At 70.3% G+C, this 14,389-nt stretch carries 16 protein-coding genes; 6 read left to right on the top strand and 10 right to left on the bottom strand.

The annotated features are described in order from the left end of the window. Window positions 1-36: 36 nt before the first annotated feature. A complete protein-coding gene (locus tag ABH927_RS05175) occupies window positions 37-1,197 on the top strand; it encodes a PucR family transcriptional regulator (protein WP_370018541.1) in 1,161 nt (386 codons plus the stop codon). Here ABH927_RS05175 and ABH927_RS05170 read toward each other — a convergent pair. The 5 genes from ABH927_RS05170 to ABH927_RS05150 form a co-directional block, all read right to left on the bottom strand. Further along, window positions 1,151-2,338, bottom strand: coding sequence for a glycoside hydrolase family 16 protein (locus tag ABH927_RS05170; RefSeq protein WP_370018539.1), 1,188 nt, complete (start codon window positions 2,336-2,338; stop codon window positions 1,151-1,153). The two genes, ABH927_RS05175 and ABH927_RS05170, sit on opposite strands and share 47 nt — an antisense overlap. A 109-nt stretch (window positions 2,339-2,447) precedes the next feature. Continuing rightward, on the bottom strand, window positions 2,448-3,494 hold the full coding sequence (locus ABH927_RS05165) for a glycosyltransferase (RefSeq protein ID WP_370018537.1): 1,047 nt from the start codon (window positions 3,492-3,494) through the stop codon (window positions 2,448-2,450). Between the two features lie 113 nt (window positions 3,495-3,607). After that, the gene (locus ABH927_RS05160) at window positions 3,608-4,537 is read right to left on the bottom strand and encodes an anti-sigma factor RsbA family regulatory protein (RefSeq protein WP_370018535.1); all 930 of its coding nucleotides are present in this window, start codon (window positions 4,535-4,537) and stop codon (window positions 3,608-3,610) included. After that, window positions 4,534-5,358, bottom strand: coding sequence for an MEDS domain-containing protein (locus ABH927_RS05155; RefSeq protein WP_370019034.1), 825 nt, complete (start codon window positions 5,356-5,358; stop codon window positions 4,534-4,536). The genes ABH927_RS05160 and ABH927_RS05155 overlap by 4 nt, the downstream gene beginning before the upstream one ends. A 46-nt stretch (window positions 5,359-5,404) precedes the next feature. After that, a complete protein-coding gene (locus ABH927_RS05150; RefSeq protein WP_370018534.1) occupies window positions 5,405-7,210 on the bottom strand; it encodes a SpoIIE family protein phosphatase in 1,806 nt (601 codons plus the stop codon). A gap of 98 nt (window positions 7,211-7,308) precedes the next feature. Here ABH927_RS05150 and ABH927_RS05145 point away from each other — a divergent pair, with 98 nt between their 5' ends. Then, window positions 7,309-8,016 carry an ANTAR domain-containing protein gene (locus ABH927_RS05145; RefSeq protein WP_370018532.1) on the top strand — a complete coding sequence of 236 codons (708 nt, stop codon included), beginning with the start codon at window positions 7,309-7,311 and terminating at the stop codon, window positions 8,014-8,016. Between the two features lie 164 nt (window positions 8,017-8,180). On the opposite strand, the gene ABH927_RS05140 is transcribed toward ABH927_RS05145, so the two are convergent. Then, entirely contained in the window at window positions 8,181-8,537 is a 357-nt protein-coding gene (locus ABH927_RS05140) for an STAS domain-containing protein (protein WP_370018530.1), read from the bottom strand. A gap of 185 nt (window positions 8,538-8,722) precedes the next feature. Between ABH927_RS05140 and ABH927_RS05135 the strand changes: the two genes are divergently transcribed. The 3 genes from ABH927_RS05135 (at window position 8,723) to ABH927_RS05125 (ending at window position 11,358) form a co-directional block, all read left to right on the top strand. After that, window positions 8,723-9,502, top strand: a complete 780-nt coding sequence (locus ABH927_RS05135; protein WP_370018529.1) for a SigB/SigF/SigG family RNA polymerase sigma factor — start codon at window positions 8,723-8,725, stop codon at window positions 9,500-9,502. A 125-nt stretch (window positions 9,503-9,627) separates the two neighbouring features. Then, complete coding sequence (locus tag ABH927_RS05130) at window positions 9,628-10,041, top strand: ATP-binding protein (protein WP_370018527.1); 414 nt, start codon at window positions 9,628-9,630, stop codon at window positions 10,039-10,041. A gap of 18 nt (window positions 10,042-10,059) precedes the next feature. Continuing rightward, window positions 10,060-11,358 carry an NAD(P)/FAD-dependent oxidoreductase gene (locus tag ABH927_RS05125; protein WP_370018525.1) on the top strand — a complete coding sequence of 433 codons (1,299 nt, stop codon included), beginning with the start codon at window positions 10,060-10,062 and terminating at the stop codon, window positions 11,356-11,358. A 207-nt stretch (window positions 11,359-11,565) separates the two neighbouring features. Here ABH927_RS05125 and ABH927_RS05120 read toward each other — a convergent pair whose 3' ends face one another. The 4 genes from ABH927_RS05120 to ABH927_RS05105 all read right to left on the bottom strand — a co-directional run bounded on the left by ABH927_RS05120 (window position 11,566) and on the right by ABH927_RS05105 (window position 13,896). Next, a complete protein-coding gene (locus tag ABH927_RS05120; protein ID WP_370018523.1) occupies window positions 11,566-11,961 on the bottom strand; it encodes a CBS domain-containing protein in 396 nt (131 codons plus the stop codon). Between the two features lie 102 nt (window positions 11,962-12,063). Beyond that, window positions 12,064-12,255, bottom strand: a complete 192-nt coding sequence (locus ABH927_RS05115; protein WP_370018521.1) for a hypothetical protein — start codon at window positions 12,253-12,255, stop codon at window positions 12,064-12,066. Between the two features lie 7 nt (window positions 12,256-12,262). Next, window positions 12,263-13,303 (bottom strand): hypothetical protein, encoded by a 1,041-nt coding sequence (locus ABH927_RS05110; protein ID WP_370018519.1) that lies wholly within the window; start codon window positions 13,301-13,303, stop codon window positions 12,263-12,265. Beyond that, on the bottom strand, window positions 13,303-13,896 hold the full coding sequence (locus ABH927_RS05105; RefSeq protein ID WP_370018517.1) for a hypothetical protein: 594 nt from the start codon (window positions 13,894-13,896) through the stop codon (window positions 13,303-13,305). The genes ABH927_RS05110 and ABH927_RS05105 overlap by 1 nt, the downstream gene beginning before the upstream one ends. Before the next feature lie 121 nt (window positions 13,897-14,017). Between ABH927_RS05105 and ABH927_RS05100 the strand changes: the two genes are divergently transcribed. Then, entirely contained in the window at window positions 14,018-14,353 is a 336-nt protein-coding gene (locus ABH927_RS05100; protein ID WP_370018515.1) for a DUF6458 family protein, read from the top strand. Window positions 14,354-14,389 lie beyond the last annotated feature (36 nt).

Here is a 14,389-nt window from a genome sequence, read left to right as displayed (position 1 = left end):
ACATCCGCCACAGCGTTTTCATACAGATGTACAACAATGGACCGCATGCAGGACATCGCCGATGAGATCGCCCGGCTGCTCGACGCGTCGGTCACGATCGAGGACCGCTCGTTCAACCTCCTGGCGTACGGCGCGCAGAGCGGGACCATCGACACGGTCAGGCAGGAGTCGATCCTCCGCAGGCGGGCCACCGACGAGGTGCGCGCCTATTTCGAGGCGTACGGCATCGCCACGGCGACCGGGCCGGTCCGCATCCCGGGCCTGCCGGGCATGCTGGGGCGGGTGTGCGTGCCACTGCGGCACGGCGGGGTCAACTACGGGTACCTCTGGGTGCTCGACGCGAGCCCCAGGGAGGCGGGCTCTCTCGACGCGGGCCCTGAAGACTCCGGCCCTGGCGACTCCGGCTCCGGCGCCTCGAAGGGGCTGACCGACGAACGGCTGGCCGCGGTGGCGCCGCTGGTGGCCCGCGCGGCGGCGCGCCTGGCGCGGGAGGCGCGCGGCCGGCACGCCCGGCTCCGGGACTTCTTCTCGGCCGACCCCGGCATTCGGGCCGCCGCCGGCGTGACGGCCGAGGGCCCCGTGGCGGCGATAGCCGTACGGACCTCGCCGGACCGCGCGGGGGCGCCCTGGACGCTCCCGCGCGGCGTGCTCACCGACCCCAGCCCCGACGAGCCGCTCGTCGCCGTGCTCGCCCCCGCGCCGCAGGCCGCCGAGGTCGCCGGACGGCTGCACGACATGTACGGCAGGGCTGCCGGAATCGGGGGACCCCGCGACGACCCGGAGGAGGCGTGGGAGAGCTGGCGGGAGGCGCTGGTGGCCCTGCGGGTGGCCGAACACGTCGAACGGCACGCCCCCGTCGCCGGCTGGCCCGAGCTTGGCGTCTACCGCCTGCTCGCCAAGCTGTCGCCCCGCGACCTGGCCGAGCTGGCGGCCGAGTCCGCCGCGCTGTCGACGGCCGGCGGCGAGCTGGCCGGCACGGTCGAGGCGTACCTGGACCACGCCGGCCACGCCCAGGAGACGGCCGCCCGGCTCGGCGTGCACCGCCAGACGCTCTACTACCGGCTGGGCAAGGCCGAGCACCTCACAGGGCTCGACCTCGCCGACGGCGGCGACCGCCTGCTCCTTCACCTATCCCTGAAGGCGGCCGCCCTCACCGGGGAGCCCGGTAGATCCGCACCCAGTCGACGTACATCGTGACCGCGTCGGGGGTGGTGGCGTCGCGGCACGGCGCCCATTGAGTGCACACGATGTCGTTCTGCAGCGTCAGGCCCATGGTCTGGTTCCCGGGGATCGGGGAACCGGTGTAGTTCCAGACCGGGCTGCCGTCGAGCCAGAACGTCAGCCGGTCGGGCAGCCAGTCCACGGCCACCGTGTGCCACTGGGTGAAGTCGGTCCGCATCACGCTCTGCGCCACGGTCTGGTGGCCCACATGAACGAAGATGCCGGCCTTCTGCCGGGTCGGATCGCCGATCTCCGCGATGTTGATCTCGGCGAACTCCGCCTTGCGCTCCTCGCCCCACAGCAGCACGACGGGGGAGTACCCGGCGCCCCGCTCGGTCCTGAAGCGGACCTCCCACCGGCCGTACATCTGGTTCAGCGAGCTGGAAACGCCCCCCGACATGTCCCTCCCGCCGTAGAAGCCGTCGGTGAGGCGGAGCATGCCGCCGCCGACGCTGGTCGCTTGGGAGGTGCGGGGGTTCACCCGCGCGCTGGGGGAGTTGTAGACGCCCCACTTGCCGTGGTCGATCTGGGTGCCGTTGAAGTCCTCGACCAGGATGGGGCTGCCCCATCCGGCCCCGGTCGTGGAGCCGGCCAAGCCACCGGAGCCGGATGAGCCGCCCGAGCCGGTTGAACCGTTGGCGCCGCCTGACCAGCCCGAGGATCCCGAGGAGCCCGGCGTGCCGGCCGTGCCGGACGGGCCCGGCGGGTGCGTGCCGTAAGCGCCGCCGCCCTGCTGCTCGGGGACGAAGGTCCCCTCCTTGGAGGACGGCTGGTCCGCGATCGTGTAGTCGTCGTCCGGAGCGGGCTCCGGCGCAATCATGGTCACGTCCCGGGGTTTGGGCTTCGCGGGCTCGGCCAGCTTCAGCGCCGGCGGTGCGGGCCGGTGGGTCGGCGGGGGCGTCGGGTGGGGCGTCGGCGTCACCCGCCGCTTGAACGGGGTGGCGGGGGCCGACGGCGCGACCGTGGCGGTGACCGTCGCCGTGACTGTCGCCGTCACCGCCTCTCCGCCGGAGGTGGAGGACACGTCGGCGGCGGATTCGCCGGCGGCGGTGAAGACCTTCGTGGAATCCCCGCTCGCACACGCGGTGGCGGCGGCGATGATGATCGCCGCCGCCACCGCTAAACCAGGTCCATGAAGTGACATGGACGCATCAAATCACGGCATTTAACTTCAATAACGGAATCACCCCAATTCCGCATCCGTAACCCTGTTAATGAGCGTCCGCTCAGGCGCAGGTCTTCTCGTAGACCCGGAGGAGCTCCATGCTGATGCGCTCGACCGAGTAGCGGGAGCGGGCGCGGTCGGCGGCGGCGTAGCCGATCGCCGTGCGCAGCGTCGGGTCGCCCAGGAGCTGGCGGATCCGCCCGGACAACTCGCCCGGCCGGTCCGGCCGGATCAGGAAGCCGGTCACGCCGTCCACGACCGAGTCGAGGTGGGCTCCGGCGGCCGAGGCGATCACCGGAATTCCGCAGGCCATGGCCTCCAGCGCCGCCGTACCGGTCGGAACGGCCGGCGGGAGCGTCAGCACGAGGTCGGCGCTGCGCATGAGCTTCGGCATCGCCGTGTGGGGCACCATGCCCAGCAGCTCGACCCGGTCGGCGACGCCGCGGTCCGTGGCGCGGACGCGCAGCCGCTCGATGCTGAGGTCGTCGCCGCCCGCGATCACGAGCTCGGCCTCCGGGACGGTGAGCAGGGCGTCCACCGCGCTGGCGGCGCCGATGTGCCCGACGTGGAGGAGGCGCGGCCGCTCGCCGCGGGGGAACGCCGGGCCCTGGCGGCGGAACCGCTCGATGTCGACGCCGTGGGGGACGACCGAGATGTTGCGCCGGGGGACGCCCATCCGGATCAGCTCGGACTCCTCGTCCGCGCAGGTGGCGATCACGGCGCGGGCGCGGCGGCCGATCGCGCACTCCAGTCGCCGGACCGGCGCGGGGGTCTCGGTGTCGTGCGCGTGGAAGGTCTGGGTGACCGGAACGCCGAGCCCCTCGGAGCCGGCGATGGCCGCGAGGCCGCTGGTCCACGAGTGCGCGTGGATGATGTCGGGGCGGTTCTTCGCCCACCGCCGCCGCAGACCCGCGCTGAAGTCGGAGATGTAGGGCAGAAGGTCGCTCTCGGAGAGCTCGACGTCGGGCCCCGCCGGGACGTGCTCGACGCCGGTCCCCTTGGCCTTGGAACGCGTGTAAACGGTCACCCGGTGGCCACGAGCCAGCTCGCGTGCGATGGCCGGAGTGTCAGGGGTCAGCTCGTGAGCGGAGACGATCGCGATATCCATGGCAGCACACACCTCAAGACGGAAAGGCTTGAAAGGGTGTGCCTGCGTCTTAGGCACGATCTATGATGCTGTTTACCTTAGTCTGATTCCCGCTAAACACCTAATCGGGAAAATCATGCGCTCTCTTGCAGGCGTGACGTGGCCGCCTGGAGCCTGATCGTGCAGCCGGAGTCGTCCGACCGGATGTCGACGTAGTCGCAGACCTGCCGGGCCAGCCAGAGCCCGTCCTCCTGCCGCTCATCCGGGCCCGGCGGCCGGAACCCGGCGAGGGGGTCGGAGATCGGTCCGCGCTGTCCTCGCAGGTCGCAGACGAGAGCGCCGAACCTCTCCCAGACGCGGGCCGTGAGCGGCACGCCCAGGTAGCGGCTCGCCTCGTGCACGGCCACGGCGAGCATGGTCGCCCGCTCGCCGGTCAGGCCACGCCGGCGCCCCTCCTCGGCCACGAGCCGGCGCACGTCCTGCAGGTCGTCGATCGTGACGGTGAGGCTGCCCGGCGGGGCCTCGGGCAGCGGCGCCGCGTCGCACTGGCCGATGAAGTCCACCGGGTCGGCGTAGGTGGGCGACGGCTCTATCTGCCTGCCGTCGGCGCTCAGGGACGGGTGGGTCCGCATGGCGTCCCGGGCGACGTCGGCGCTGACCGTGCGGGTGTCGTACGGGCAGATCATCCAGACGCCGGTCCCGGCGAGGATCAGGTTGAGGCCCGACTCCATCCGCTTCCACGCGAGCACGTCCCGGGCCGACTTCCCCGACCAGACCGGCTCCGCGAGGATCCGCACCCGCTTGTGGTCGGCGTAGCGCCGCCAGTAGCGGAGGAACGCCGTGGCCCGCTGCGCCGTCCTGCGGCCGAAGTATGCCGTCTCGGCGTAGTCGACGTGCCTGGCGTCGTCGCCCAGGGCCTCGCCGAGAAGCTCGAGGTTGCCCGATGTCGTGGTCACCATGACGGGCTCGCCGTTCGCCAGGCCGTCCCGGACGAACGGCACGGCCATGTCGAGGAACTCAGCGTCCGAGCCGTACAGACTGGCCTGATGGATCATTTCGCTCATCGGGGATCGCCCCCATGCAATCTCAAGCCCGGTGTGCCGTCCCAGCCGATCAGCTTGATCAGTTGGAGGACGTGCTCGGGAACGGGGTCCAGCACGAGGGACCGGCCGTCGCCGATCGCGCCCGCCGTGTCGACGAGCGCCCGCAGGCCGGAAAGGTCGATGAAGGAGACCTCGCCCAGATGCACATGCACGTCGCCCGGCTCTCGAAGGACCGCCGACGAGAGTGCCTTGTTCAGCTCTCCAAGCGTGTTCGCGTCCACTTCGCCTTCCACGCGGATGCCGGGCGGATCAACGGTTCGCCGGATGCGCATAAGCGCGCCGTCGAACTCCAAATCCATGTCTCTTCCCTGATGTATCCGTTGTAATTCGGCCAAAACGACTGGCTGGAAGAGCCGCCGGTCGTACTGGCAGATGCCCATGGCGAGGCCTGTGTCGAACAGGCTCTGGACCTTGGTCTCGTAGGCCGCCAGCCTGGCCGTGCCCTCGCGGACGGCCCAGCTCATCTCACCGGTGACGCGCAGAGCCCGGTAGCCCTGGGCGCGCGCCTGCCGGGCGGCCTCGGCGAGGTGGTTCACCAGCAGGTCGGGGTCGCTCGTCTCCATCTGGCGCACGTCGAGCCTCCCGTCCGCGATGTACGCGTCGGGGCCGACGCCCCACGCCCGCAGCAGCCCGGTCACGATGGCCGGATGGGTGATGTCGGTGAAGTAGAGGACCTTGTCGGATCCCGCCAGCCCTTCCGAGAGGAAAGGGGCGAGCACCGGCTCAAGCTCGGCCTCGTCCGAGTAGGTCACCGAGCGATGGTCTCCTGGCCGCATCTTCACAACGGTCAAGTGCACCATCCGAGCGAGCCCGGCCGCAAATGCCACCTCACCGCGACCGCCGCAAAGTGAGCACGGTGACCTCGTCGACGACGTGGGCGCCGCAGAACGCCCGGTGGTCCTCCTCGATCGCTTTGACCACACTGGCGGGCGGCTGGCCCACGCAGCGGGCGAGGACCTCGGTGAGCCGGTCCTCGCCGTAGTTCTCCCCGGTGGCGCTCTGCGAGCCGACCAGGCCGTCCGAGTAGAGGACGAGGGTCTCCCCGGTGGCCAGGGTCAGCTCCTCCGTGGCGGGCACCGAGCCCTCCTCGAACCCGAGGGGGACGCCGCCGCCGTCGGAGAACCGGACGCCGCCGTCGGGCTGGAGCAGCGCCGCGGGGTGGTGCCCGGCGGAGGCCAGCCGTACCTTGCGGCCGCGCACGAAGCCGGCCGCGGCCATCACGAACAGGCCCGTGTTCTGCGCGACGAGCGCGTCGTTGACCTTGCGCAGAGCCTCGCCCGGATCGCTCTCGTAGACGCTGAGCACGCGCAGCCCGTTGCGGACCATCGCGGTGACGGCGGCGGCCTCCTCGCCCCGGCCGGCCGCGCTGCCGATCACGAAGCCCCAGCCGTTCTTCACCGGGAACACGTCGTAGAACTCGCCGCCGATCGCCCGCAGGCCCGACCCGGGGTGGTAGATCGCCGCCGTCTCGAAGCCCGGGATGTCCGGCAACGTGCGGGGGAGGACGCCCGTCTGCAGCGTGTCGGCGGCGTGCGCCCGGCGCTGGAAGCTGCGCTGAGCCCGCATGGCCAGCCCCAGGTGGAGGCCGATCTCCTCAAGGAGGCCGAGGTCCGCCAGGCCGAACGGCGGCCGGTCGCGCAGCCGTACCAGCGTGAGGACGCCGTGGACCTCGTCGTCGGTCCGGATCGGCACGCTGAGCAGCGAACCGGCCCGCATGGCCTGCAGCACGTCGCCGCCGAGCAGCGAGTCGTCGGAGAGCATCTCGTGCACGATGCCGCTCTGCGTGGCGAGGACCTGGCCGACGATCGGCGCGGCGGCCGGGGGCATCGTCTCCATGGCCCGCTGAAGGCGGGTGATCGGCTGGTCGTTGGGGCCGATGACGGTCGCCCGCTGGAGGACTCCGTCCCTGATCACGTCGGCGACCACCCAGTCGGCCGTCTCCGTGGCGAGCAGGCGGGCCGCCCGTATGAGCGCCACCGGCTCGCGCAGGCTCTCCTCGTCGAGCAGGAGCCGGGTCAGCCGGGAGAGCAGCTCATGCCGCCGGGCCGCCGCCATGATCACCGACTCGTCGGGGGCTCCGCCCGGATCGGGGGCCTCCGATAGCTGCACCTCCGTGGGCAGCGCGACCGCCGCGATCATCTCCTGCGGCTCGCCCGGCATATGCAGCCTGCTGAGGACCAGCCGGACCGTGTGCGTCCGGCCCTGGTGAGCCAGGCGGGTCAGGAACGCCGCGCTCTCCTCGCTGCGCAGGACGGCCGTCAGGTGCGAGCGGAACGCCGCCCGGCTGGCCACGTCGATCAGAAGCGGGAAGGCCCGGCCGATGAGGTAGCCCGCGGGGCTGCCGAGGAGGCGCGTGGTCTCGTTGTTGATCCGCCGGACCGTGCCGCCGGTGTCCATGATGATCACCGGCACCGGGAGCGCGCGGAACACCTGCCGCAGGAGCTTCTGCTCCCTCTGGTTGCCGCCGTCCTTGCGCCTGCGGCTACGCGCCAGCTCGGTCAGCGCGCTCCTGAGCAGCTCCTCCGCCGCCTGCAGCTCGCGCAGGGCGGCACCCTGCTCGGGTTTGTCCCTTAGGGTGGCGATGCGGTCGGCGAGCCCGCTCAGCGCGCGCTCAAGCTCGGCTATGTCGGCCAACGCTGCCCCCCTCTCACGACGTAGACGCTACGCCAAAGACCGGATCTAATCGATCCAGCCTGGATTAACACGGAAACTACGGGAATGGTCTTTCTACCATGGAGACAACATCCATCCTCGCGCGTGACCTCGCCGCTCTGGGGCGAGTGACCGAGGGGACATCCTGCGAGAGCGTCCTTCGTGGCATCACCGAGGCCGTCGCCCACGGCGTGCCGGGCTGCGCGGGCGGCACCGCCGAGCTGTGGATGGAGGAGCGGGTCCTGCTCGCGGCCTCCCACAGTGAGCTCATCGCGCTGACCGACCGCGAGCGCGACCTCCGCGAGGGCCCGTCCAGGGAGGCGCTGTCCTCCGGGCGGCAGGTCGCCGTCCCCGACGTCATGCGCGACCCCCGCTGGCCCCGCTACGCGGCGACAGCCGTACGGCACGGCGTGCGGTCGGTGCTGGTCCTGCCGATCGAGGTGGACCACGCGGTCGTGATCGTCGGCCTGTACGGCGTGCGGCCGGGCGTCTTCACGGACGGGGAGTCGCTGATGGGCCTGCTCCGCGGGCAGATCACGGTGGCCCTGGCGAACATCTGGGAGTTCGACGACGTCCTCACCGGGGCAGCCCAGATGCAGGAGGCGCTCGCCGGGCGGTCCGTGATCGACCAGGCCAAGGGCATCATCATGTCGAAGAGCGGGTGCTCGGCCGAGGCGGCGTTCGAGGAGCTCAGAAGGGTGTCCCAGCACCACCAGGTCAAGGTCGCCGACCTGGCCAGGCTGCTCGTGACCGAACACCAGCAAAAGCACGGCGGCGCCAAGCCGTAGCGCATGATCACCGGTGGTGGAACGCCTGCACGGGCGCACGTCCGGGGCATCTCTGCATGATCGCGCAGAGTGAAACCCATGGTGGGCGCGCATTTCCGGGAACCTGTGCATGATCACGGCGAACGTGCCGTGGCGAGTGGGGCCCGGGGGTGGGGCCTGGGGGGTTACGCGGCGAAGGCCGCGAGCGCCTCGTCGAGGGTGTCGAAGAGCGGCAGGCGCTGCGACAGGCCAGTCACCCACATCACCTTGGAGCTCGGGTACTGCACGGCGACCAGCGCGAAGTTGCCGCCGGCGGTGGTGGAGCGCTGCCAGTGGTGCACGATCAGGCCGAGCGCGCGGGAGTCCATGAACGTGACCTTGCCCAGGTCGAGGATCATGTCGGGCCCGTGGTCCTCCGCCACCGTGTCCAGGTAGTCCGAGAACTGCTCCCGAGTCGTGGCGTCGAGAATGCCATCGATGTGGACCACCACGATGCCGCCGGCCGTGGTGGAGTTCAGGGACAACAGACCGTTGTTAGACACCTCGCGCCTCCTCTGCGGCAACATTACTGGTGCCGAAGGGGTGGTGATACTCCCGATTTTGGGGCAATATACTGAACCAGAGGTCCAGCAGAGGGCCTCGTCTCGATACTGTAGCGAGGCATGCCTTCTGCGTGGGTGACCCCCGGCCGTCGGCGCCTCGCAAGAAATACGAGGGGACTGCGCAGATGGCTGCCGAGGTCCGAGTAGCGACCATCAGCAATCCGACCGCCGAGGAACTTCTGGCCGAGCTGGCCGAGGACGGCCTGTCCGAGGAGCGGCGGGAACGCCTCCGCGAAATGATCGTCGAGATGCACCGCCCCATGGCGAGGGACATCGCCAGGCGGTACCTCAACCGGGGCGAGCCCATGGAGGACCTTCTCCAGGCCGCCTACGTGGGCCTGATGAAGGCCATCAACGGCTTCGACCCCAGCCTGGGGCACAGCTTCCGCGGCTACGCGATGGTGACCATGACGGGCGAGGTCAAGCGGCACTTCCGCGACCGCACCTGGGCCGTCCGGGTGCCCCGCCTCTACCAGGAGCGGCGCTCCGAGCTGAACCGGCACGTCGCCGACATGACCCAGGAGCTCGGCCGGTTCCCCACGGTCGCCGAGCTCGCGAAGAAGATGCGCATCTCCGAAGAGGACATGCTGCTCACCATGGACGCCTCCGCGGCGTACAGCACGCTCTCCCTCGACGCGCCGCTGGGTGCGGACGACGACGCGGCGGCCCTCGGCGACGTCCTCCCCGATGAGGACGACGCACTGGCCACCCTCGTGGACCGGGAGGCCGTGAAGCCCCTCATCGACCTTCTTCCCGAGCGGGAGAAGAACATCCTTCTGCTGCGGTTCTATGGCAACATGACCCAGGCCGAGATCGCCGCGGAGTTCGACATATCCCAGATGCACGTCTCGCGGATCCTCCGCAAGACCCTCGACCAGCTGCGTTCCGAGCTCGTCGCGGGATGACGGCACACAGCAGCGATGCCCGGGACACCGCCGCCCTGGCGGCGGTGTCCCGGGGTATCTTCGTCCGTAGGCCGCGACCCTTCAGGTCGTACGGCTGAGCGATGTCCGGCGGGAGGCGTTACCGGGTGAAAGAAGACGGCGTTCCGCCGCCCGTCGCCGCGACGGCCAGGGATCTGACCTTCTCCTTAGCCGATCTGCCCGACGTGCGGGAGTTCGCCGCTGCCCAGGCACGCCGGCGCGGCATGAGCGAGGACGCCGTCGGGGACTTCCTCGTGGCGCTCAACGAGGTCGCCACCAACGCCGTGACCCACGGCTCCACCAAGGCGCGGCTGCGCATATGGGACGACGGCGACGCCCTCGTGGTCGAGGTCCACGACGACGGCAGGCAGTGGCAGCCGGAGGGGGCCCCCGGGCACACACCGCCAAGGGAGAACGCCACCAGTGGGATGGGGCTGTGGGTGGCCCGGCTGCTGAGCACGGACCTTGATGCGCGAACCGGGGCCAACGGGACGACAGTCACCATGCGTTTCCTGGTTTAGGCAGGGTAAGGGACACCCATGGCTGTCCCACGGATCCTGATCGTCGGCGGCGGTTACGTCGGCATGTACACCGCTCTCCGCCTGCAGCGCAGGCTCCGCCGCGGCGAGGCCCGCATCACCGTCGCGGACTACGACTCCTATATGACCTACCAGCCGTTCCTGCCCGAGGCCGCGGCCGGGAACATCGAGGCGCGCCACGTGGTCGTCCCGCTCAGGCGGGTCCTGCACTCGTGTCAGATTCTCAGCGGGCGGGTCACGTCCGTGCGACTGGCGGACCGCAAGGCCGAGTTCCAGCCCCACGAGGGGCCCGATCTCACGATCGACTACGACTACCTCGTCTTCGCCCCCGGATCGGTGTCCCGGCTTCTCCCGATTCCCGGGCTGGCCGAGCACGGCATCGGCTTCAAGACCGTCGAGGAGGCCATCCACCTCCGCAACCACGTGCTCGGCAAGCTGGACGTCGCCGCGTCGACCCCGGTCGAGGAGGTCCGCCGCCGGGCGCTGACCTTCGTCTTCGTCGGCGGGGGATACGCCGGCGTCGAGGCGCTCGCCGAGCTGGAGGACATGGCCGGCGACGCCATCAAGTATTTCGACGGGCTCCGCCGGGAGGACATGCGCTGGATCCTCGTCGAGGCCACCGACCGCATCCTTCCGGAGGTCGGGGCCGACATGGGCCGGTGGACCGCCCAGGAGCTGCGCGGGCGCGGCATCGAGGTCCGGACCGGCACCCGCCTGAAGTCGATGGAGGACGGGCACATCGTGCTCGACGACGGTGACGAGTTCGACGCCGAGACGCTGGTGTGGACAGCGGGCGTGAAGCCCAATCCGCTGGTCAAGGCGGGGGATCTGCCTCTGGACGACAGGAGCCGGGTCAAGGCCAACGCGTTCCTGCAGATCGAGGGGGCGCCCTTCGCCTTCACTGCGGGCGACGCCGCCGCCGTCCCCGACCTCACCAGGCCGGGCGAGATGTGCCCGCCCAACGCCCAGCATGCCGTACGGCAGGCGAGGCGGCTGGCCGACAACCTCCTGGCGACCATCAGGGGCGGCACGCGGGAGCCGTACCGGCACAGGAACGCCGGCTCGGTGGCCAGCCTCGGGCTCTACCAGGGAGTGGCGCAGATCTACGGCCGCGAGCTGCGCGGGTTCCCCGCCTGGTTCATGCACCGGACCTATCACCTGACCCGGATGCCGACCGTCAACAAGAAGACCCGCATCCTGATGGACTGGACCCTCGGGCTGTTCTTCCCCAGGGAGATCGTGTCGCTGGGCGCCCTCCAGCGCCCGCGCGAGGAGTTCAAGCTGGCCGCCCGGATGTGATCAGAGGCTTTCCGTCCTCCGCGCTCACAGCGAGACCTGCCCTTACGGCGAAACCTGCCCTTACGGCGAAGCGCCGCGTGACCCAGGCCCCAGGGTCACGCGGCTTGCTCGGTGTTCTTCATTGGTGGCTTCGTCGCGGGTGGCCGCATGTGACGGTTCGTCGAGCAGGTCCTGACGGGCGAGCTCTTCTACGGCCGGCCGTACGGCTCAGCTGTTCGGGGGAGCGGCGGAGATGTCGGACAGGGCGGAGGCTGGGTCCCGCTCCAGCGCCATGTCCCCGAGGGTGACGATGCCGACGGGACGGCCATCGGCCACGACAGGAACCCGGCGCACGGCCTTCTGGCGCATGAGGCGGATCACCTCGTCGGCGTCCTGGTCAGGGGTGACCGTGATCAGCTCTGACGTGCACAGCGTCCCGACAGGGGTGGCGCTGACGTCGCGCGCCTCGGCGACCGCCCGGACCACGATGTCCCGGTCGGTCACCAGGCCGCGCAACTGGTCGCCCCTGACCACCAAGACGTCGCCGATGCCCTGGTCACGCATCAGCTTGGCGGCTTTGACGATCGGAGCCTCCTCCGGCAGTGCGACTGGGGCCGGAGTCATGATTTCTTCGACTCTCTGCGACATGTGGCTCTCCTGGGCGTAGGGATGGGCGAGCTTGTGGGTTGAGGTTTCCGGGTCTTCGACCCGGCGGCCTCAAGGACGTCAGCGGCGGGCGCGGCCGCGCCAGTTGCCGCGCCAGGAGTTCATACCGGCCGTGCCGATGCCGGCCTGGTGCAGTGCCAGCAGGCACAGCCCGAGCGCGATCAGCGCGGTCAGCCCGATGCCGATGCTGGCGTTGAGCAGGTCGAGCAGGAACGCGATGCCGAAGACGATCGCAGCGGCGATGGCGAGCATGGATGCCTCACTTTCCGGTCAACTGAAGGAGGAGGGCGTAGTAGTCGCGCAGGGCGAGCCGCAGCGCCTCCGTGTCGTTCTGGTCACCGTCGTTCTGGTCGTTGTTCTTCCACCGGTCCAGCAGCGCCTGGCGGCGGGTGGTGAAGAGCGCCACCGCCTTCTCGACGAGCGCGTCGGCCTGCTCGACGGAGCTCCGCGGATCGTCCACGAAACCCGCCTTGATCTCGTGCCACCGCCTGTCGAAGTCGATGCCGGAGGCGGACTCCTCGCCCGGCTCCGCGATGCCGGAGGCGCCCTCAGCGGCGACCAGGGTCTCGCTGGACGTCGTCTCGGCATCCAGGTCGGGAGTGGCGGTCGATTCGGCGTCGGTGCCCGGTGTGCCGGTTGTTGATTCGGCGTCGGGCCGCGTGGTGCCGAGCGTTGATTCGGCGCTGGGGCGCGTTGCGTCAACCGTCGAGTCGGCCGTCGAGTCGGCGCCGGGGAACTCGACGTCCTCCGGGTGCGCGGCCGTGCGCCCGTCCGGATCCGGCGCGAGCACGTCGTCGCGGGCGTCGACCCGCTCCAGCGACTCGCGGGCCGCGGGAGTGGCCCCAGTCCGTGGGGCGGGGACCGAATCAACCGCCTCGGCGTCGAAGGTCCGGTCGCCCGGAGCCTGCGAGGCGTACGCGCCGTCGCCGGAGTGACGGTCGAACGTACGGCCGTCGGCGGTGCCGGCGGTGTCAGCGGTGTCTTTCGAGGTCTCCGCGATATCAGCAGTCCGGCTGTCGGCGGTGTGAGCGGTGACGCCGCTGCCGGCGACCCAGGTGCCGGGGGATTCGGCGTTCCGGGTGTCCCCGCTGCCGTCGGCGTAGCCGGACTCTCCGGTGTAGCGGGAGCCGTCGAGGTCGGCGCCTTCGGCGGAGTAGACGGGGCCCGGGCCCTCGTGCGCGTCGTGCCGGCCGCCGGCCAGGGCCTCTTCCCTGCGGGCCTCCTCCTCCAGAGGCTCGGGCGTCTCCGGCGTCGGCTGCTCGGCCGTGCCGTACCGGTTGTCATAAGGGTTGTTCTTCATCAAAGGTCAGCCTCCTCGGCGGTGGAGCGTGCGGCGTGCCGGCTGTTCTCGGGGTCGCCGGCGGTCTCGCCGAGCAACTCCTGGAAGAGCGCGCGGTAGTGGACCATCGCCTGGCGGAGCTCCTCGGTCGTGGCGTCCTGCCGGGCGGCGCGGCTGCTGATGTCGTGGGCCTGGCGATAGTGGCCGAGCGTGGCGGCGTGGGTGACCGACAGGTCGCTCAGGCGCTGCTCGAACTCGTCTGTCGGATATCCGCGCTCGGCCATGACAGCGCTGACCAGAGCGTCGGCCTCGGTCACGGCGAAACCGGGCGCGTCGACGAACCGCTCCTGGACCTCAGTCCATTTCTTCGCGTAGGTCTCCCGGGTCTCGGGGTCGAGCGGCCGGATGTCGAGCTTGGCGTGACGCTCCTCACGGGCGAGCAGCTCCTGCTCGGCCTCCCGGCGGCTCTCCCTCTCCTCCACCGTCCGGTCGTACTCCGGGCCGAAGCGCTTCTGCAGGTGACGCCGGCGATTCTGAGTCGTGACGAAGTAGCCGATCGCCAGGATGACCACCAATGCGGCTATGACGACGACCACCCATCCTGCGGCGGACATATCTGCCTCCCAGGGGTGAATGTGCGTTGTTCATTCGCACTGCCCTCGAAAGCACCCTTCACGCCTGCGTAATCACCGGTTTGACGGGTAGAGGCCGTCATTACCATCACAGGAGGTAACCATGGGCTTCGGAGCCAGTCTCGCCTTCATCGCGATCGGCGCAGTCCTCGCCTTCGCCGTGAAGTGGGACATTCCCGGAATCGACCTGCAGATGATCGGATGGATTCTGATGGCCGTCGGTGTCGCCGGCGCGCTGCTGACAGGCCTCTACACGCGCCGTCCGCATGCCGAGGACACGGTCGACACCATCGAGCCGGACATCATGTACACGGTGGACCCGTCCGCCGAGCCGCATGTCCACGTCCAGGAGACCGAGTCGCACACGACCGTGCACCCGAACGAGCGGCACGTGCACGTCCGGGAGGAGACCGCGCCCATCCGTCGCGAGGACGCCTGACGCCTGCCTTTATCGGCGATTTGAACGTTATGCCGC

It is taken from the genome of Planotetraspora sp. GP83, assembly GCF_041262585.1.
Lineage (GTDB): Bacteria > Actinomycetota > Actinomycetes > Streptosporangiales > Streptosporangiaceae > JAOEGB01.
Note: the sequence above shows the minus strand (reverse complement) of the source record. Positions and strands in the feature narration are given on the sequence as shown.